Source organism: Coleofasciculus sp. FACHB-1120 (assembly GCF_014698845.1).
Lineage (GTDB): Bacteria > Cyanobacteriota > Cyanobacteriia > Cyanobacteriales > FACHB-T130 > FACHB-T130.
This window is the reverse complement of sequence record NZ_JACJTV010000012.1, coordinates 102,449-122,047: the sequence shown is the minus strand read 5'-3', so window position 1 is coordinate 122,047 and position 19,599 is coordinate 102,449. Positions and strand designations below refer to the sequence as shown.

The window sequence follows — 19,599 nt, the reverse complement described above, 5'->3', positions numbered from 1 at the left end:
GCCAAAAGATTACGATTGTCGTGAAAGAGCAGAAAACACTTTGATCGCATGGCAACTAAAAAGCAGTTCAACAATTTCCAAGAGTTACTGTCTGGGTCTGAAAAGCCAGTGTTGGTGGATTTTTACGCGACTTGGTGCGGTCCTTGTCAGATGATGGTCCCGATTCTGGAGCAGGTAAGCGCCCAGATGAACGAACGGTTACAGGTTGTAAAAATTGATACGGATAAATATCCAAACTTGGCGAGCCAATATCAAATTCACGCCCTACCAACGTTGGTTTTATTTAAAAATAGTCAGGTAGTTGAGCGCATTGAGGGTGTGCTGACAGCTCCACAACTCATCCAGCGCCTAGAAGCGTTGGTTTAAGGCTACATCGGCAGTATCTGGGTGTAACCAATAGCTCTCTTTGGTGAAAGCATCCGGAGCTGCTGACGATCGCAGACGCGGATATGTACGGGAACTCCTATCTTGCCGGCTTCTGAGTCAGGTGCCAAGCCAGCCCGGAACTTGACTTCCGGGCTAATCTCTCAACTTAGTGCGGATCTCGGAAAGCTGGGATAAGTGCTGCGAGGGGAGGCTGCATTTCACCACCGAGATGCCAAACCGAACTTCATTTCTGGAGAGCAGTTGGTAATCAACAACGCTAAAGAAAGCGAACCCTTAAATCATCTGCCAAGAGTCATTAGTTTGTTGCTAATGACTCTTGGCAAATGACTAAAGACCCATTACCACTTACGGATGTTTAGCCCATCAAAAGGGAATCGGATGAGCGATCGCTATCATACGGAAGGCTTTCTCAGCTTCAACACAAGTTGCCTAGTCTTGAGAAGTGCCTGGAGCAACGCTTGATTCTGGAGAACTATTGGGAGGAGCCACCACAACCCCTTTATCCCCACGTTGCTCGCGTTTTTTTCGATCTGCTTTTAGCATATCTTCCATAGCCAGCTGCATTTGAGCCATTTTCTCCAAATTGCTGCGATACAGCTCTAGGTCTTTGAGCAATTTATCTTCTGGCAGGTTTAAGGCATTACAGATTTGCTTGAGCGCCTCAATCCGCTGCTTTTCGTCTTTTACCAAATCGGAATCTGCTACTTCCAGCAGCGTAAATAAACCAATCGCAAACAAACGGCTGTACTTAAACGGAGAATTGTTAGCGATCGCCTGCACAGCAGCGTGCAAGTCATCAGCGCCGTGACTAGGAGCCGTTGGGTTTAACCAGGCAACGATATCCTTCCCACCCAGACGCATAGCTAATTCTTCCAGCCGCTGGGCATCCTGCTTGTACTGTTGCGGCTCGTTCTCGACTGCTCGACAGAGGGCTTCAAAAATCGGTTCTTTATCTCGTTCTGGTCGATAGCCTTGCATGAAGCGGTTAAAGGATGTCACCACGCCCAATGCATAAATGGGGTCGTAGCGAAAGTCCACATTGACCGAAAGCAAGTGCATTTCCACCATCAACTCTTCTACCACCCGCCGGTAGATGGAGTTAATGGGGCGGGTGTGTAGGGTATAGAAAGTTCTTTTGGTGTCTGATACAGTGCGGACGTTATTCACCGGAAAATTTTAAGTTTGAGGGCGATGTAAACTCATTGTCACAGCTTTTGGACACCTTTGCCAAGGCAATGTCTTGTAGAGACTCCCGGCATTGTATTGCCGGGGATCGTAGAAATTAGTCTTTTGGAACTGGGAAAAGGGGATTTAGCAATTAGAGAAACGTCTTCCTTCTCCTAAATTCCGATGACTGATTACCCATTATCGATGAGCCATTCCCGATGACTTTTTCTCCTGAACTAATGCTCCTAGCTCAATATATGGCTGGGGAATTTGAGAATCCAGAACAAGCGACAAGAGAACCCGCTTGGTACGTCAATCTCCGCCTTTGGCTGCGACCTATCCCGCTGTTTGCAGAAGATAGCCTCACCCTGTTTGCAGAGCAAGCGAACGTCCTGCAACTGGATCGCCCCTATCGTCCTCGGATTCTACGCCTGCGCCAAAGCGACACCCGCGATGATGCGCTGATGGTGCAATACTATATGCTCAAAGAACCCGATCGGGTCAGGGGTGCCGGTCAAAATCCAGCGTTGCTAAAGACGCTTACACCGGAACAGATGGAACTTCTCCCCGGCTGTACCCTCGCCGTCACTCAGCAACTCTTAGCCCAAAATACCTATCAATTTTCTACTGCACCCGCGACTGATGCCCCCTGCTGCTTTACCTATCAAGGAGAAACTTACCAAGTTTCTCTGGGGTTTGAGGCTCGGTATTTAGAATTTAAAAGCTATGACAAGGGAATTGACCCCCAAACAGGAAGAGCCATCTGGGGGGCACTGCTTGGCCCCTATATTTTCACTAAGCGGGAAGATTTTTCCGCTGAGCTAGCGATTTGAAGTCTGTTTTCCCTCGGTTAAGGACGATTAACTAACTGAATCACTCACGAATGATTTAGCTAACCATGCTGCGGGGCACTCCTTCAAGAGCCTCTTCCTCGGTTTCAAAAATTTCAAACACCGAATCCATCATGGTGACTTCAAAGACGAGTTTTGCCTCTGGATGGACGTTACAAATACGGAAACTGCCTTTTACTTTGTCAGCATCTCGCATTCCTGCCACCAAGGATGTTAGACCAGAGCTGTCAATAAAATTAACTTGACCGAGATTCACAACTACGTGGCGACTGAGTTTTGAAATACATTCCTGCAACTTCAGGCGAAACTGCCATGCTGTTGTAATATCCAGGCGTCCAGTGGGGGCTAAGACGATGACTGTCGTCCCGTCTTGAGTCGTATGTGTTCTCTGATCGATATGAATCACCAAAACCTCCTTGCTCCAGAAGCTCCGTCTATAATTAATATCTAGATTTAATATCTAGAAAGGAGCCGCATTTTACTACGATTGCTCCCATGATTTGAGCTTTCAGTAGTCTAACTCTAACTCAGAGATTAGAGCTACCAATCTTTCAGCTCGCCTAATCTTAAAGCAAAGCTTTAGAAAAATTACATTAAATTCGGCTTCTCGAAGACTGGATTTGCGCGATCGCCCGCTGCTACACCCACGAAGATAGCACTCAGAGTCCTACAGGGAGAAGATGCCCATCTCAGTCACAAATCTGCTTCAGTATCCGGGAAAAAGGGGTCGCTTCCTTTTCTAGGGGAGGAGATTCTTCCACGGGCATCTGGGTAGTTGAAGCAGTCGTTACAGTTCTCGTAGATTTCCAATACTGAATCCATCATGGTGACTTCCAGCACTACCTTGGCGGCTGGAAGCAAATTACAAAGCCGGAAACTCCCGTTTACTTTGTCCGCATCTCGCATCCCTGCCACCAATGAGGTGAGTCCAGAACTATCAATGAAATTCACTCTCCCAAGATTCACAACCACATGACGACTAAGTGTATAAAGACACTCCTGTAACTTCTCGCGAAACTGCCAAGCTGTGGTAATATCCAGCCGTCCTGTTGGTGTCAAAACGATAATCGTCGTGCCGTTTTGGGTCGTGTAGGTTTTCTGGTCGATGTGAAGCACGGACACTCACCTCAGAGATGGGCAAGTATATCAACCGGGTGGGACAAAAGCGGGATTTTTCCCGTAGTCTAACTCAGACCGGCGATTCCGAAGGACGGGTCCAGTTTGCCCAATCTTGCGGCTTTAAGAAAGTTTCATAAAGCTCGGCTTCTGGGGTGTTCGGTTCGGGTTGATAGCCATATTCCCAGCGAACCAGAGGCGGTAAAGACATCAGAATTGACTCCGTGCGCCCGTTCGTCTGAAGACCAAAAATGGTGCCTCGGTCGTAGACGAGGTTAAATTCCACATAGCGACCGCGACGATATAGCTGAAAATTCCGCTGGCGATCGCTATATTCCATCTTTTGCCGCCGCTCGGCAATGGGAACGTAAGCTGGTAAAAATGTCTGACCGCAATTCTGCACAAAAGCGAACAAATCTTCCCAGTTGCGAGGCTCTGGCGTACCCACTTGGTTGCTGTAAACAGCGGCTGGACCATCGGCGTGCGGACCGCGATACAAGGCTCCCTGACCATCTTGATAGTCAAAAAAGAGTCCTCCAACGCCCCGCGTTTCTTGCCGATGCTTAAGATAAAAATATTCATCGCACCAGAGTTTAAACGTGGGGTAGTACTCTGGGTGGTGGGCATCGCAGGCTTGCTTTAAAGTGCGGTGAAATTGGGCGACATCTTCTGCAAATGGGTAGTAAGGGGTTAAATCGATCCCGCCGCCAAACCACCAAACTGGCCCTGCCTCAAAGTAGCGATAATTGAGGTGAACGGTGGGGACGTAGGGATTTCGCGGATGCAACACCATTGAGGTGCCAGTCGCATAAAAGCCGTGCCCAGCCGCCTCTGGGCGTTGTGCCAGAATCGACGGAGGTAACTGTTGACCCCAGACTTCAGAAAAATTAACCCCACCCTGTTCAAAAACTGCGCCCTCGCGGAGGACGCGGGAACGACCGCCGCCGCCTTCTTCTCGTTCCCAGGCATCTTGTTGAAATTTCCCAACTCCATCCAGTTGTTCCAAACCTTCGCAGATTTGGTCTTGCAGCTGCTGCATAAACTGGCTGACCCTAGCTTTCGAGTCATCTGGGGGCAAAACCTTAGCAGAAGTAGTTACGTCCGTCTGAAAAGCTGTCATAATCTCAAGTCAATATTGTTCACAAAAGCGATTGGGAAAGGCAAAAGGTATTGAATTGAATAAATCGGGATGGGAGTTCGCCTGAGTTTACCCAGATATCAGCTTGTACGCAGGCGATCGCTTGTACCACGTCAGCTTGCTTTTCGGGGTGAGGGTGAGCCGCTTTTATCGGGTCAAAGCACTCAACTCTATGCGATCGCCGGGGAACTTACAGCCTATCTTAAATCGGGTCTGCCTGAACCCAAACAGCATAATCGGGTCTGTCTGAACCCAAGCAACATACTTGAAGAAAGCGTCTACAGGCTACTCTCGAAATATCCTACAGGGGGATGCTACCTGTTGATCCCTTGGCTTAAAGTAATAAGTTCCCTTGAAAACTCGCTGCGAGGAGGAGTGTTGTGATTCTCAATTTTTCCTTAAAGTTTATCGCTAGGCGAGAGGGTTTTTTCTTTAAGTTTTCCCTGGTTCGGACTTACCGCGCCGTAAGCTCTGCTTCGGTGGATGTCCTGTGGCAAAAATTAATCAATCTGGGCGATGTATCATGGCATCCTCTACTTGCCAGCACCAATGTCCCCAGCGGGTTGATTGCCAAACCGGGACTGATTTACAAGGTAGTCACGCGCTGGCTACCAATTCCTATTCGGGTTTTTGTTGAGCGCGTCCGTCCCTGTGAGTTACTCAGTGTGAGAATGCTGGCAATCCCAGGAGTTGAGAAACGGGTGACTTACCAGGTAGAATCCACTGTCTGCGGCACGTATGTATCTTATTCAGTGACGTTGCGCGGTTGGTTGTCACCTTTAATTTGGTGGATGATTGGCTCTTATTCGGCCCGTGTTGCCAGTGAATTAGCCCAAGCTGCCGAAGAAGTCGGTTTACAAGCTCAAGGCTAGGCAAGAGGATTGAGGAGTTAGGACTGAGAACTGAGACTATAGGTTTCAGGAGAGAGGGAGAGGCAAACAGAGGGAGTTATCAATTCCTAATTCGTAATTAGCAATCCAAAATTAGAACCTGAACTGGATAGCGCGATCGCTGCAAGCAAACCGTTAAGATACTTGAAGAGAGAGAACCCCGATCGTTTTGTCCCAGTTGCAATATCTGGGATAAGGAATGCAAGTAACCTAGTTATGCTTGATGCCAGCTCAGTTTTAGAAGTATTGCGACCCGTGCAAGATCCCGAACTCCGTAAGAGTTTGGTCGAGTTGAACATGATTCGCAATGTGCAAATTGACTCCGGAAAAGTCAGCTTCACTCTGGTGCTGACAACACCCGCCTGTCCGTTGCGCCAGTTCATTGTGGAAGAGTGCGAACAGGCGCTCAAGAAAAATTTACCAGAAGTGACAGATGTCGTGGTGGATGTCACCGCTGAGACACCCCAACAAAAATCGCTTCCGGATCGCGCTGGAATTTCTGGTGTAAAGAATATCATCGCGATTTCTAGTGGCAAGGGCGGTGTGGGAAAAAGTACTGTAGCGGTGAATGTGGCAGTGGCTTTAGCACATTTAGGAGCTAAAGTCGGTCTGATTGATGCGGATATTTATGGGCCTAATGACCCGACAATGCTGGGATTGTCAGACGCCAAGATAAGCGTGCGGCAAGGTGCCAATGGTGAAGAGTTGGAACCCGCTTTTAACTATGGCGTCAAATTAGTTTCGATGGGGTTTTTGATTGACAAGGATCAGCCGGTGATCTGGCGGGGACCCATGCTGAATGGAATTATTCGCCAGTTTCTCTACCAAGTACAGTGGGGCGAACTAGATTATTTGATTGTGGATATGCCCCCCGGCACTGGAGATGCCCAGTTAACGCTAGCGCAGGCGGTGCCAATGGCTGGAGTAGTCATTGTGACGACGCCGCAGACGGTGGCTTTGTTGGATTCGCGCAAGGGCTTGAAGATGTTCCAGCAGTTGGGAGTATCCGTGTTGGGAATGGTGGAAAATATGAGTTATTTTATTCCGCCGGATATGCCCGATAAGCAGTATGACATTTTTGGCTCTGGAGGCGGTGAAAAGATGGCGCAAGAACTCGGCGTGCCGTTGCTGGGATGCGTACCGCTAGAAATGCCCGTGCGAGAGGGGGGCGATGCAGGAGTGCCCATTGTGGTTGCCGATCCAGAGTCGGCTTCTGCCAAAGCGCTGATGGCGATCGCTCAAGCGATCGCGGGCAAAGTTTCTGTCGCTGCCTTAACTTAAGAAAAATTAAAAAGGTAAAGTAAAAAATTTGCCTTTTTAATTTTTAACTTTTAATTTTTAATTGTTTAGCAATGTTGCATAAGTCACTAACTGGTTTTCGCTGGCGATCACTGCTCTCGCCTTGGCAGGAGGTAGATTGGCTGCTACTGATACTGACTGTTGGTCTCACCATTTTTGGCGGGGTAATGATCCGCAGTGCCGAACTTAACCAGGGATTGACCGACTGGTGGTGGCACTGGCTGATGGGCGGTATTGGTTTGGCAGTGGCGATGTTTATCGCGCGATCGCGTTATGAAAACCTGCTCCAGTGGCACTGGGTTCTTTATGCCATCACCAATTTGTCCCTGATCGGGGTGATGATTATTGGTACCTCCGCCAAAGGTGCCCAACGATGGATTACTATCGGCAGCTTTAACATTCAACCCTCTGAATTTGCCAAATTAGGCGTAATTATCACCCTAGCTGCTATTCTCCATGCTCGACCAGCCTCCACGATTCCCGCTGTTTTGAGAGCTTTGGGCGTGACTGCGGTTCCCTGGATTTTAGTATTTGTGCAGCCCGACCTAGGAACCTCCTTGGTGTTTGGAGCGATCGTGTTAGGTATGCTCTACTGGGGGAATGCCAATCCTGGTTGGCTAATCCTGCTAGCTTCTCCGGTGATTTCGGCTATCTTATTTAACATCTTTATGCCCGGATGGTTCATCTGGACGGCAATCATGGGCATTATTGGTTGGCGAACCTTACCGTGGCCCTTGTCAGGTGCCATCGGAGCGATTGTCGTCAACTTGGTGGGAGGCGAGTTAGGACAAATCTTCTGGGGAGTGTTGAAAGACTATCAAAAAGACAGATTGATTTTGTTCCTTAATCCGGATCTAGACCCTCTCGGTGGCGGATACCACCTCATCCAATCTCGAATTGCCATTGGCGCAGGCGAATTCTGGGGACGAGGACTTCACAAGGGAACCCAAACCCAACTTAACTTTATTCCGGAACAGCACACTGACTTCATTTTCTCTGCAATTGGGGAAGAACTTGGTCTTGCAGGCAGTTTGTTTATGCTATTTATCTTTTGGGTGATCTGCCTGCGCTTGGTGATTATTGCCCAAAACGCCAAAGACAACTTCGGTTCTCTATTAGCCATCGGCGTCTTATCGATGATTGTGTTTCAGGTGGTCGTTAACCTCGGCATGACGATGGGACTTGCACCCGTAACTGGCATTCCCCTTCCCTGGATTAGTTATGGTCGTTCGGCGATGTTAAAGAATTTTTTGGCGCTGGGGATTGTAGAGTCTGTAGCAAATTATCGGCACCGATTGAAGTTCTAGCTTTTGGTCATTCATCATACATCACTCATTTGATATGACGAATGACAGCTAACTGCTATTAAGCTAATAAAAGAAAACTTAACCGAGAAAAAATCATGATTCTGCCTGGAGCCGCTGTTCAAGTAAAGAATACTAACGATATCTACTACGGCTATAAAGGGCTAGTCCAAAGGGTTAGCGAGGGCAAGGCAGCAGTTCTATTTGAAGGAGGAAATTGGGATAAACTAGTCACCTTCCAACTATCAGAATTAGAACTTGCCCAGACAACAGCGGGTCGCAAAAAAGCCAAATAAGATTGGGAAAAGAGTAATTGATTCGTCATGGTTCAAGGTTCATCATCCTTCCGCAATGAACCCTGAATCATGAATTACTGATTAGATTACCCATTGCCAATTATCCATTACTAAAAATATGCGACTTCCCCTGCCACAGTTTGCCACAGGCGATCGCCCCGCCAACCATATTGCTGAGGTGATTGAGACGGCAACGACTGAATTCCTGGCACAGTGTCTCGATCCGGAAGACTTGAGCTTCCCCGTCATGCCAGCCTTTGGCAGCTGGGTTAAGGCTACAGATGAAGAGTCGGGAAACCTCGTCTTTGCTGTTGTTTATCATGCGGCGACCAGCCCAATTGATTCCATTCACCGGGCAAGAGCTTTGGGGTTATCATTGCAGGAACTGCGAGAGCAGCAACCCCAAATATTTGCCATGCTGAAAACTGAGTTCCGCGCTGCAATTGTTGGGTTTGAAGCCACCCATCAAGGGGTCAATGGTTCTAAGCGACTCGGTGGAACGATTTATCAGTACCTGCCGCCTCGTCCGCCGCAAATTCATCAAGCGGTTTATCAATGCGAACCGGACGAAATTGTTCACTTCAGCGAACAGATGGATTTCTTAAGAACCTTATTGCAGGTTATGGGTGCGCCCGTGGAGGCGCTGATTGCAGCAGCGATTCGAGAAATTTATCAACTACGCAAGGCTGACCGTGACTGGTTAGTAAAGGCAGGACGAACCCTCAGCGTCCTTCTCAAGGACGACTACGACCGTTTGAGGTATATCTTGAGCCAAATCCGTTTATAGGTAGCAGATACCTTAGAAGCTTAACGCCTCAGAATTAAAGGTGTCTTGTCCTCGAAATATCCGTCCTTGGCGCTTAAGGGCATAAAAGCTTCTGCAACTCTACTTCCGTCAAGCACCTTTCCGTTGGGTGCCTTCATAGATCCAAAATAAGATCCAAAATATACTGAATCTACTGCACCCTGTACCCCTATTTCTTTAGGGTAGGGCGCAAAAAACGGTTTTTCTGTAGGATGTCTCCAGTGATACCACCATGCTTCCAAAACTCAGCATCGATGCTGAGTTTTGGAAGCATTGCTTCAAACTCATCTCCAAGCCGCTATTTATGGAACCAATTTTGGAAGTGTTCCGAAAGGAACCAATCGTTCCCTTCGCTCTTTTGCTAGTAGTCATCTTGACCGTGCCCATCTTTTTTGAGCGGCTGCGACTGCCAGGACTGGTTGGTTTGCTGGTAGCGGGAGTGGTTCTTGGGCCTAATGGGTTGCAGCTGCTTCAGAAAGAATCAGAGACGATGAAGCTGCTATCAGATATCGGGTTAGTTTACCTGATGTTTGTGGCAGGGCTAGAAGTTGACATTGAACAGTTCCGCAAAACGAAGCATCGCTCTGCCGGTTTTGGCACGTTTACCTTTTTAGTGCCCCTAATTATGGGAACAATTGTGGGGCGTGTATTCAACTTTGACTGGAACGCTTCAATTTTGATCGGCTCTCTGTTTGCCTCCCATACCCTCTTGGCTTACCCGATTGTGAGTCGTCTCGGCGTTGTGGGGAACGAAGCCGTCACGGTGACAATTGGAGCAACCATCTTCACTGATGTTGGCGCTCTACTGGTATTGGCTGTTTGTGTGGGAATTCATGGGGGTGACTTCACGATTGTGAAGCTGTTCACCCTTTTTGGGTCGTTGATTGTCTACTCGGCCGTCATTTTGTTTGGCTTTGATTGGGCGGGTCGAGAGTTTTTCCGACGCACTGGGCAAGAAGAAGGCAATCAATTTTTGTTTGTACTTCTGGCACTATTTCTTGCGGCGTTGGGTGCCCAGCTAATTGGGGTGGAAAAAATTGTCGGAGCTTTCCTTGCCGGTCTGGCGGTGAATGATGTCGTGGGAGAAGGGCAAGTAAAGGAAAAGGTAGTTTTTGTCGGAAGCGTCCTGTTTATCCCGATTTTCTTTGTGGATATGGGGCTACTAATTGATATCCCAGCTTTTATTAAAACGCTCAGCTCTATCTGGCTAACGCTAGCGATTGTGGTGGGTTTGATTAGTAGTAAGTTTTTAGCGGCTCTGTTGGCTAAATTCGTCTACCGCTACAACTGGCGCGAGATGCTCGTGATGTGGTCGCTGTCGCTACCGCAGGTGGCGGCAACGCTGGCTGCTACTCTCGTTGGCTACCGGGTTGGACTACTAACAGAAGAGGTTTTAAACAGTGTTATTGTCTTAATGCTGGTGACGGCAACGCTAGGACCTGTGATTACCAGTCGGTTCGCACCTGGATTAACCGTAACGGAAGCTGAGCCAATTGGAAGCGAGACAACCCACCTGGAGGGAGAAAAAGCATTAGCAGACCGTCCCTTTACAGTGGTTGTACCTGTATACAATCCGCAGACTGAGAAGTATTTGATGGAAATGGCGGCGCTATTGGCGCGGCATGAAGCTGGACGAATTGTGCCTTTAGCCATTACGACAACAAATGCTCAGATGGACGCACCGCAGATGGAAGCCGCGTTCCAACGGAGTGAGATGCTTCTGGATCGAGCCACGGAACTCGCTGGCGAACTGGGTGTGAGAACTGAGCCGTTACTGCGGCTTGATGACGACATTGCTCGCGGAATTAGCCGCGCCAGCCGCGAACAAAAAGCGAGTTTAATTGTGATGGGCTGGGGCAAACGGACGGGCTTCAGGGCGCGTTTGTTTGGCAATGTGATTGATAGCGTGCTGTGGGCGTCCCATTGTCCAGTTGTGGTGACACGCCTTTTGGATTCGCCTCTGAATTTTCACCGCATTTTGGTGCCGGTGGAAAACTTGACGGGGCAAGGGACACAACCGTTACGGTTTGCGAAAATTCTAGCCGATTCCAATCAAGCTCAGGTAACGTTGTTACACGTCTGCAATACTAGAACTTCGGATGCTAAGGTAGCGTGGACGCGATCGCAACTGTCTCTTGTCGCCTCGAAGTGGGCACCGAACACGAACTTTGAGATTGAAGTGATTAAGCATGAGAATGTGGCGCAAGCGATTCTTAATGCAGCTCGCTCTTTTGATTTAATTGTCTTGCGATCGCTACGATACCGCACTGCGGGCGGTCTGGAAGTTAGCGATGTCACGACCCAACTGGTTCAGCATCTCGCTTGCTCTGTAGTGCTGTTAGGGGAGCCGCAACGAACCACCACGGGCGTCCTTCTCCCCAAGCCATCGTCAAGGGTTGCTAACGATAATGTTTTAAGTTAGTTTTTGGTTTTTCAATTCTGCCCTACCCATGCCCTGTCAGGGGTGGGGTTGGGGGTTCGGGTTCTTTATCCCGGAAGTGTTGTGTTGATTGTAAATGTCCCCTGATGCGGCGTTCCCTCTAGTTGCTGCCTCTCTTTTTTAGGTCTGCTTCTAAGGTTTCTAGTTGCTTTTTTTTCTGTTCGAGTTCTTGTTCTAAAGTTTGGATTTGTTCGCGACGCGCTTCCATTTCCAAATTTTTGCGAGCCAATTCCTGGCTTTGTAATGTAAGGTCTTGCCGCCAGTGTTCAGCGCGTTCTGCTTCCTGCTGCAAAAAAGCGGGAGTAATGCTACTGGTCAGGTACTGCTGCACTAAATCCAGAACCCAGTTTTTGGCTTCGTGGATACTTAGAATCTGCTGATTCTCACCAAGGTCTGCCAGAACCAACAAACCTTCACTTAAGGATGGAATCTCAGCGGCAGGAACGACAGATTCCTTCTCCACCACTGCCCAGATATTGTCAGAGGTTTGCTCAGCTAGGATTCGCAATTCCAGACTGCCCGATGATTCATTTTTTTGCACTTCGGCAAAATATCGCATTGGTATTTTGTCTTTAAATTAATAAAACTGGGCACCCTAACTTTACGGGCGTATTCTACTTTAAACAACCCTTTTCTTCTTCCCTCGTAAGAAGGAGAGTGTAACCCAGAGTAGGATTGATAGGGGCGAGATATCTTTGCCCCTACGCGATCGCTTCTACAGTCTCTTCTACAGCCGCGCCAGTCGTTCGCGCAGAATTTCTGCTTGTTTCTCGGCTTCGGCAAGGGTGTCCCGCGCTCCCTTAACGACATCAGCGGGGGCTTTATCCACAAATTTGGCATTGCTCAAACGCCCCGAAAGGGCTTTTGCTTCTGCTTCAACTTTGTTCAAATTTTTCTCTAGCTTGCCACGCAGAGCATCCACATCGACAACACCGGCGAGGGGAATCGAAACTTGCACCGTACCCACAACACCTGCGATCGCTTGTGGCGTCTCTGCTTGTACATTACTCGCCGATTCTGAGGGAGGGACAGTGGATGGAGGATTGGTAGCACCAACTTGTTTGGCTTCTGAGACACGGCTTCCGAGAATTTGTTTGACCACTGTTGCCACCGCAATTACACCAATGCCCACCAAAAAGAGCAAGGGCAGCAACAGTAAAAATGGCAAGAAAATTGGGCTGATTTGAAAGTTGCCTTTTTCCTTGGCAGACGCCACCTGATTGGGTGTTTCAGCAGATGAAGTTAGCGGATGGGTTTCGGCTGTTCCGGGGATGGTTAATTCTTCCACCTTCGCCAAGTCTTGAATATAAGACTGCCCAGCCAAGAGGATATGCCGTTCGCGATCGCTTTCAGTTTGCAAGATTGCTGACACCTTCACCCCAGGCTTAATATCTGCTTCTGCCCGTAAGTTGCGAATCGTCCGAATTGTGCCAATCAGCAGCTCAAATTGTTGCTCTAAATCCGGGTTAATGAGTGCTGGATCGGATTTGGGATAAGATTCCAACGCTAAGCTTTTGCCTTCATTCGCTTGAGTCAGCGTATGCCAAATTTCCTCGGTAATGTGCGGCATGAAAGGATGGAGTAATTTTAGAATTCCTTCCAGCACATAAGCGAGAGTTTGCTGAGCAACCAACCGCAAGGAAGCGGGGGCGTCTGGGCGCAGGCGAGGTTTGACCAGTTCAATGTACCAGTCGCAGAAATCGCCCCAAAAGAATTCATACAGTCCCTTAGCAGCTTCACCAAGACCATAGTTGTTGATGTAGTCGCCGGTTTGCTGCACTACTTGATGGTAGCGGGAGAGAATCCAGCGATCGCAGAGTTCGAGATCCCCGCCGTTAGTTTTTGTTTCGCCCTCCCCATCAACGGGAAGGATTGGGGTGGGGTTCCCCAATTGTTGCGGCGTCTTGCCATCCAGATTCATCATCACAAACCGGGCAGCATTCCACAATTTGTTCGTGAAATTGCGGCTAGCTTCAACCGAAGCCGATTCATCAGTCTTGCGGTTGTACTCCATCCGGATATCTTGACCCGCCCCAGCCACTTCTTTAATTAAGGTGTAGCGCAGGGCATCGGTGCCGTATTTGTCAATCAGCAACAGCGGATCGATGCCATTGTTGGCAGATTTAGACATTTTCTTGCCGTTCTCATCTAGCACTAAGCCGTGGATGTAAACATCCTGGAAAGGCATTTGTCCCGTAAAATGTCCCGCCATCATCGTCATTCTGGCAACCCAGAAGAAGATGATGTCAAAGCCTGTCACGAGGGTTGTGGTGGGGTAGTAGGTTGTGAGATCCGACGTCTGTTCGGGCCAACCCAAAGTAGAAAAAGGCCACAGACCAGAAGAGAACCAGGTATCGAGAACATCTGGATCTTGTTCCAGCTTGACATTTTCCCCAAATCGTGAGACCGCTTTTTCTCGTGCCTCTGCCTCGGTACGTGCGACAACAAACGGCGTTTCGTCAGTAATTGCGTCGCCTGTTTCACTCACCGCATACCAAGCCGGGATTTGATGTCCCCACCACAGTTGGCGAGAAATGCACCAATCTTTTAACTTTACTAACCAGTCGCGATAAACCTTCGTCCATCGTTCTGGGACAAACTCCGGTGAATTCCGATCGTCTAGAAACCCTAGCGCCCGGTCAGCGAGAGGGCGAATTTTGACAAACCACTGAGTAGAGAGGAGGGGTTCAACGGGGACTTTGCCGCGATCGCTATAAGGAACCGTATGCTTATACTCCTCCACCTTCACCAGAACGCCGTCTGCTTCCAGTCGCTGCACCACATTTTTCCGGGCAACAAAGCGGTCTTGTCCCTGAAATTCTCCGGCATTTTCGTTTAAAGAGCCGTCCTTATTCATGATGTTGATAAACGGCAAAGAGTGACGCTGACCCATTTCAAAGTCATTGGGGTCATGGGCGGGTGTCACCTTCACGCAACCCGTCCCGAAAGTCGGATCGACCAATTCATCGCCAATAATTGGAATTTCTCGCCCCATAATTGGCAGCGTCAGCGTCTTCCCAATCAAATGCTTGTAGCGATCATCCTTGGGATTCACCGCCACAGCGGTATCGCCTAGCATCGTCTCCGGTCGAGTCGTTGCTACTTCCACATAGCCGCTGCCATCCGTGAGGGGATAGCGGAAGTGCCACAGATGCCCGTTGACTTCTTGATTATCCACCTCCAAGTCAGACACGGCAGATTGACTCGCGGGACACCAGTTCACAAGGTAATTGCCGCGATAAATGAGTCCTTCCTCATACATTTGGATAAAAGCTTCCAACACTGCTTTGGATAAGCCTTCATCCATCGTGAAGCGTTCCCGCGTCCAATCCACCGAGACGCCCAAACGCCGCAGCTGATTAACAATGGTTCCCTCAGATTCGGTTTTCCACTGCCAAGCCCGTTCTAAAAACTTCTCACGTCCCACCTCCTGGCGAGTTTTTCCTTCTGCCTTCAGTTGTTTTTCTAGTACGGCGTTCACCGCGATGCTGGCGTGGTCGGTTCCTGGTACCCACAGAGTGTTGCGTCCCTTCATCCGGTGGTAGCGCACGAGGGTGTCAATCAGGGAACTCTCGAAGGCGTGTCCCATGTGCAAGCTACCCGTGACGTTGGGCGGCGGAATCACGATGCAGTAAGGTTCACCTGGATGACTGGGGTCGGCTTTGAAGACTTGGTTTTCTTCCCAGAACTTCTGCCACTTGGTTTCTGTCGTCGTGGGGTCGTATTGGCTGGCGAGGGCGGGGATTGGTGCGGTCATGCTGGGAAGACTAAATGAAGACGGCTTTACATAAATTTTGCCATACGGTAGGGGAGGGGAAGAGAGAATGAACCGCGAAGACGCAAAGAGCGCGAAGGAAGAAGGAAGATGAACGAGGAAGAAAGAAGAATGATGAGGCAGTTAGATGGAGAGGTGGAGCGGTTGGCTTATGATGCGATTGGTGCGGCGATTGAGGTGCATCGGTTGTTGGGACCAGGGTTTTTGGAGAAGGTTTATCAGGGATCTTTAGAGGTGGAGTTTCGGTTGCGGGGGATACCTTGTCAACCTCAGAAGCCAGTCCCAGTGAAATATAAGGGTTGTACGGTTGGCGAGAATGTCTTAGATTTTCTGGTTGGCGATGTTCTAGTTGTGGAATTAAAAGCAGTTGAGTCCTTAACTTCTCTTCATTCTGCCCAAGTTATTTCCTACATGAAAGTAACTGGTTGTCAACTCGGCTTACTAATTAACTTCAACGTTCACATCCTCAAAGAAGGCATTAAACGCATCATTCTCTCTTCTTAATCTTCCTTCGCGCTCTTTGCGTCTTCGCGGTTTGTTAATCCCATGCCCCTTCAAAAAGCAGGCTCAATCATTGGCTGTATACTCGGAACTGCTGTAGGTGATGCTATCGGACTCCCTTACGAAGGCTTATCCAAACAACGACAACATCGCCTTTATCCTCAAATAAACAGCCACCATTTCTTCTTTGGTAAAGGCATGGTCTCCGATGATACGGAACACACCTGCATGGTTGCTCAAGCTTTAATCGTTGCGGCTGGGGATGTCCAGATATTTGCGAAACAACTGTCTTGGAAATTACGCTTCTGGTTACTGGGTCTACCAGCAGGTATCGGATACGCTACCTTAAAAGCTATTTTGAGGCTTTGGCTAGGATTTCCCTACGATCGCGCTGGTATCTTCTCCGCCGGAAATGGTCCCGCAATGAGAAGCGCAATCATTGGCGTCTGTTATGGGGATGACATCCAAAAATTACGGGAATTTGTCAGAGTATCCACCCGCATCACCCATACCGATCCAAAAGCAGAATATGGGGCTTTGGCAGTAGCGATCGCATCCTATCTATCTAGCCACCAATCCTCTGTTTCTCCCCAAAAATACTATCGCACTCTTGAAAATATCCTAGGAACAGAGGCTGGTGAATTCTTGCAGCTAATTAAAAAAGCTTGCGACAGCGCCGATGCCCAAGAAAGTACAGAATCCTTTGCTGCTCACATGGGGTTGGGCACAGGCGTTACTGGCTATATTTATCACACTGTGCCAGTGGTAATTTATGCCTGGTTGAGATATCAGCAAGATTATCAAACCGCCATCCTAGAAATTGTTCGTTGCGGCGGGGATACAGATACCACAGCGGCAATTTTAGGCGGAATTATCGGGGCATCTGTCGGCAAAGCTGGCATTCCCTCCCTGTGGCTTGATGGTCTTTGGGAAATGCCGAGAAATATTAATTGGATGGAAATATTGGGAAGGAGATTAACTGAGGTTTCTGAGCGGGGTGTAGAACAACGAGCATTGTTTCTGCCCGTACCTAATCTTTTCCTGAGGAATCTGTTTTTCATGCTTGTGGTCATCTTGCATGGATTCCGTAGGTTATTGCCACCCTATTGAATAGGATTCACTCATTCCCCTACTTTCAGCAAACCATGCCGGACGCCATAAAATAGCCGGTTGAGCATGGTTTGTTCTTCTTCGTCTAGCCAATCTTTAGTGAGCAGGACAGTTTTCAGCTGGTACTGGTTCACAGGAGTAATCCGGCGGGAGACGAATATCTGAGCAACTAGATCCTCGACAGTCACTTGGGTCGGAAAAAACTCAGCTGTCATTGTCAAATCAAGAATTTGATATCTCTACTCTCAGCTTTTTCCGAACGATCCCCAGTGATGCAAGCTAGAAAAAATTGTGACAACATCTTAAGAACTAAGTGATCCCGGTCATTCATAGAGTCATGAGGAAGTGCTATCTCAAATTTTCAAAAACCACTTTTGGCGATACATTGCGTACAGAACCGCCCACCAGAACAACAATGTCACGATGGCAAACAATAAAGAGGCGTTCATTGCTCCCGCCCAAGACAGAAAGACATTCTCATATATCCAGTTGTAGGTAGTTGGGGCAGTTTCGCCGGTTCCGACGTGGGTTTTAGCCAGGATTTTAATCAGCAGAACTGAGGCGACGAACGCGAAGATAGCGTTTAACCCCATAACCTCAAACGGCTTCCCCCAGCGGCGGAACTTCCGCACTTCCATCACTTCATAACAAGCTGCCAGCAACAGCAATGCCCCACCAGTAGTGAAAAGAACGAAAGAACTTGTCCACAGTTTCTTGTTGATCGGGAACGCTAACCCCCACGCCCATCCAGCGGCTAGGCAAGCAATGCCAAACAAGACCAAACCGATACTGGTGCGCGAGTGTACTGCTTGGGTGCGTATCCAGTCAACCGTAAAGTAGCCGGTGAGGACAGTGACAACCGCTGGAAGAGTGCTGAAAAGACCTTCAGGATCTCCCATTGAGTTGAAATTATCTCCCTTATATAGATGCGCTGTGCCAATTATTAAGCGGTCAATATAAGCCCCAAAATTACCTTCCCGCGTTAAGACACCAGCGCCAAAATCGGGAACTGGGATAAAAGACATCGCCACCCAATACCCAATGAGTACCAGTGCTGCGAGTACCCACTGTCCTTTACGTGGCACCTTAAGAACGATTAGAGCAGCCAGCAGGTAGGCAAGGCTAATCCGCTGCAAGACGCCCATGATGCGGATGGTGCTGACGTCATAATTCCAGAAGCCGTTCAGCAGCAAACCGAGAGCAAAAAGAATCGCCGCTCGGCGTAAAATTCGTCTATAAACAGCGGCTGTAGGGCGGTTCCCTTCCGCGTATTTTGAAAGGGAAAAGGTCATTGCCCCACCGACAATAAATAGAAAGAAGGGAAATACCAAATCTGCGAGGGTGCAGCCGTGCCATTCTGCGTGTTTCAGGAAAGGATATACTTGGTCGGCAACTCCTGCCTGATTAACTAAAATCATTCCCGCAATGGCAATACCTCGAAATACATCGAGCGAAGTCAAGCGCATAGTAGAGTTTCCAGAAGCGAAGACATTAATAAATAACGGAGTGACAAGCATCACTCTATAGGAAGAAGACGTTCACCTTGTCGTTTAAGGTAACATCACAGGGAAGGAAATAAAGCATAATTCCTTATAAATTAAAGAGTTTTAGAATTGCGATGCTAGCTCTAGCCGTTCAAGCCTATATGATTGCCGCGTCACTGCTGGCTCGGATTTTGGTATCGAGCAAAATTGCTTGCATTGACTAAAAAAAAGATAAAAAAAATACAAAGATAAAGTGAATTATTTTTAACTACAGGAGTAAGATGAAACCAGAATATTTTATGAAACTAGCACTGGAAGAAGCAAGGATTGGAGATGCTCCTTACGGTGCAGTGATTGTTAAAGATAATCAAGTAATTATCAAAGCCCACAATACTGTTAAGACAGATAATGACCCCACTGCCCATGCAGAACTTAACGCGATTCGCCGTTTAACCACAAGAATCAAAAATTCTTCTTTAGAAGGTTATACCTTGTATACAAATTGCGAACCGTGTCCAATGTGTACAACAGTTTGTGTGTGGGCAGGAATATCTGAAATATTTTTTGGAGCTTCAATTCAAGACTTAATTGAGGCTGGCGTTTCCCAAATCAATCTACCTAGTGAAGAAATTATTGCAAAAGGATTTAAGGAAATAAAAGTAACCAAAGGACTTTTAAAAGAAGAATCTCTGCAATTATTCAATCCTTAATCTGCTAGGGATAAATTTACAGATTCACTTGGAAAATGTTTTTGCGCTCCTTCTAAGGGGATATTCAGGTCGCTTGGAATGTATGTAAACGAGTGGTGAATAGGGGGAACAATGCGAGCGCGTTCTTGCAACATCGCTTGGTTTTCAAGGGGTAAGGCATATTGTCGCAGTTGCCCCTGAGCGATCACAAGTTTTCTAGACTGTATCTTGTATCTTTATCTTTAAAAAAATCCGTATTTTTCCTGAGATGAAGATGTAACACTTGCTAAGTTTACAATTTTATTAAATTGACTTTACTTTAACTTCATTTAAATAATTGTATGCTG

The 19,599-nt window shown here is 48.0% G+C and carries 21 protein-coding genes; 12 read left to right on the top strand and 9 right to left on the bottom strand.

Annotated features, from left to right (window positions below; genetic code table 11):
• Positions 1-48: 48 nt before the first annotated feature.
• Positions 49-366: a thioredoxin gene (trxA, locus tag H6H02_RS13780; RefSeq protein ID WP_190411703.1), complete on the top strand. Its 318-nt coding sequence runs from the start codon at positions 49-51 to the stop codon at positions 364-366.
• A 450-nt stretch (positions 367-816) separates the two neighbouring features.
• Here trxA and psb29 read toward each other — a convergent pair whose 3' ends face one another.
• Positions 817-1,554 (bottom strand): photosystem II biogenesis protein Psp29, encoded by a 738-nt coding sequence (gene psb29 / locus H6H02_RS13775; RefSeq protein ID WP_190425383.1) that lies wholly within the window; start codon positions 1,552-1,554, stop codon positions 817-819.
• A 218-nt stretch (positions 1,555-1,772) separates the two neighbouring features.
• Here psb29 and H6H02_RS13770 point away from each other — a divergent pair, with 218 nt between their 5' ends.
• Positions 1,773-2,387 carry a chromophore lyase CpcT/CpeT gene (locus H6H02_RS13770; RefSeq protein WP_190818562.1) on the top strand — a complete coding sequence of 205 codons (615 nt, stop codon included), beginning with the start codon at positions 1,773-1,775 and terminating at the stop codon, positions 2,385-2,387.
• A 55-nt stretch (positions 2,388-2,442) separates the two neighbouring features.
• Here the strand turns inward: H6H02_RS13770 and H6H02_RS13765 are convergent, their stop codons facing one another.
• The 3 genes from H6H02_RS13765 to hemF form a co-directional block, all read right to left on the bottom strand.
• Positions 2,443-2,811, bottom strand: a complete 369-nt coding sequence (locus H6H02_RS13765) for an STAS domain-containing protein (RefSeq protein WP_190411700.1) — start codon at positions 2,809-2,811, stop codon at positions 2,443-2,445.
• Between the two features lie 287 nt (positions 2,812-3,098).
• A complete protein-coding gene (locus H6H02_RS13760; protein ID WP_190818560.1) occupies positions 3,099-3,521 on the bottom strand; it encodes an anti-sigma factor antagonist in 423 nt (140 codons plus the stop codon).
• Between the two features lie 73 nt (positions 3,522-3,594).
• Positions 3,595-4,641 carry an oxygen-dependent coproporphyrinogen oxidase gene (gene hemF / locus H6H02_RS13755; protein WP_190818558.1) on the bottom strand — a complete coding sequence of 349 codons (1,047 nt, stop codon included), beginning with the start codon at positions 4,639-4,641 and terminating at the stop codon, positions 3,595-3,597.
• A 69-nt stretch (positions 4,642-4,710) separates the two neighbouring features.
• Here hemF and H6H02_RS13750 point away from each other — a divergent pair, with 69 nt between their 5' ends.
• From H6H02_RS13750 to H6H02_RS13720, 7 genes are all read left to right on the top strand, one after another.
• Entirely contained in the window at positions 4,711-5,043 is a 333-nt protein-coding gene (locus H6H02_RS13750; protein WP_190818555.1) for a hypothetical protein, read from the top strand.
• Positions 5,040-5,531 carry an SRPBCC family protein gene (locus tag H6H02_RS13745; RefSeq protein ID WP_190818553.1) on the top strand — a complete coding sequence of 164 codons (492 nt, stop codon included), beginning with the start codon at positions 5,040-5,042 and terminating at the stop codon, positions 5,529-5,531. Before H6H02_RS13750 ends, H6H02_RS13745 begins: the two co-directional genes overlap by 4 nt.
• Before the next feature lie 234 nt (positions 5,532-5,765).
• A complete protein-coding gene (locus tag H6H02_RS13740; RefSeq protein ID WP_190818551.1) occupies positions 5,766-6,830 on the top strand; it encodes an Mrp/NBP35 family ATP-binding protein in 1,065 nt (354 codons plus the stop codon).
• Positions 6,831-6,901: 71 nt separating this feature from the next.
• Positions 6,902-8,155: a rod shape-determining protein RodA gene (gene rodA / locus H6H02_RS13735; RefSeq protein WP_190818549.1), complete on the top strand. Its 1,254-nt coding sequence runs from the start codon at positions 6,902-6,904 to the stop codon at positions 8,153-8,155.
• A gap of 95 nt (positions 8,156-8,250) precedes the next feature.
• On the top strand, positions 8,251-8,448 hold the full coding sequence (locus tag H6H02_RS13730; protein ID WP_190818546.1) for an NAD(P)H dehydrogenase subunit NdhS: 198 nt from the start codon (positions 8,251-8,253) through the stop codon (positions 8,446-8,448).
• A 118-nt stretch (positions 8,449-8,566) separates the two neighbouring features.
• Complete coding sequence (locus tag H6H02_RS13725) at positions 8,567-9,235, top strand: HAS-barrel domain-containing protein (RefSeq protein ID WP_190818540.1); 669 nt, start codon at positions 8,567-8,569, stop codon at positions 9,233-9,235.
• Between the two features lie 322 nt (positions 9,236-9,557).
• A complete protein-coding gene (locus H6H02_RS13720; protein WP_190818612.1) occupies positions 9,558-11,675 on the top strand; it encodes a cation:proton antiporter in 2,118 nt (705 codons plus the stop codon).
• A 118-nt stretch (positions 11,676-11,793) separates the two neighbouring features.
• Here the strand turns inward: H6H02_RS13720 and H6H02_RS13715 are convergent, their stop codons facing one another.
• Positions 11,794-12,252 carry a hypothetical protein gene (locus H6H02_RS13715; RefSeq protein WP_190818538.1) on the bottom strand — a complete coding sequence of 153 codons (459 nt, stop codon included), beginning with the start codon at positions 12,250-12,252 and terminating at the stop codon, positions 11,794-11,796.
• A gap of 168 nt (positions 12,253-12,420) precedes the next feature.
• Positions 12,421-15,450 carry a valine--tRNA ligase gene (locus tag H6H02_RS13710; protein WP_190818536.1) on the bottom strand — a complete coding sequence of 1,010 codons (3,030 nt, stop codon included), beginning with the start codon at positions 15,448-15,450 and terminating at the stop codon, positions 12,421-12,423.
• A 108-nt stretch (positions 15,451-15,558) separates the two neighbouring features.
• Here H6H02_RS13710 and H6H02_RS13705 point away from each other — a divergent pair, with 108 nt between their 5' ends.
• Together H6H02_RS13705 and H6H02_RS13700 are read left to right on the top strand one after the other, a co-directional pair.
• Positions 15,559-15,972 (top strand): GxxExxY protein, encoded by a 414-nt coding sequence (locus H6H02_RS13705; RefSeq protein ID WP_242040697.1) that lies wholly within the window; start codon positions 15,559-15,561, stop codon positions 15,970-15,972.
• Between the two features lie 42 nt (positions 15,973-16,014).
• Complete coding sequence (locus tag H6H02_RS13700) at positions 16,015-17,079, top strand: ADP-ribosylglycohydrolase family protein (protein ID WP_190818529.1); 1,065 nt, start codon at positions 16,015-16,017, stop codon at positions 17,077-17,079.
• Between the two features lie 11 nt (positions 17,080-17,090).
• Here the strand turns inward: H6H02_RS13700 and H6H02_RS13695 are convergent, their stop codons facing one another.
• Positions 17,091-17,294 carry a hypothetical protein gene (locus tag H6H02_RS13695; protein WP_190818527.1) on the bottom strand — a complete coding sequence of 68 codons (204 nt, stop codon included), beginning with the start codon at positions 17,292-17,294 and terminating at the stop codon, positions 17,091-17,093.
• Positions 17,295-17,432: 138 nt separating this feature from the next.
• Positions 17,433-18,545 carry an acyltransferase family protein gene (locus H6H02_RS13690; protein ID WP_190818525.1) on the bottom strand — a complete coding sequence of 371 codons (1,113 nt, stop codon included), beginning with the start codon at positions 18,543-18,545 and terminating at the stop codon, positions 17,433-17,435.
• 299 nt (positions 18,546-18,844) lie between these two features.
• On the opposite strand from H6H02_RS13690, the gene H6H02_RS13685 reads away from it, so the two are divergent.
• Positions 18,845-19,273: a nucleoside deaminase gene (locus tag H6H02_RS13685; protein WP_190818523.1), complete on the top strand. Its 429-nt coding sequence runs from the start codon at positions 18,845-18,847 to the stop codon at positions 19,271-19,273.
• Here H6H02_RS13685 and H6H02_RS13680 read toward each other — a convergent pair.
• The gene (locus H6H02_RS13680; protein WP_190818521.1) at positions 19,270-19,461 is read right to left on the bottom strand and encodes a hypothetical protein; all 192 of its coding nucleotides are present in this window, start codon (positions 19,459-19,461) and stop codon (positions 19,270-19,272) included. The two genes, H6H02_RS13685 and H6H02_RS13680, sit on opposite strands and share 4 nt — an antisense overlap.
• Positions 19,462-19,599: the final 138 nt, after the last annotated feature.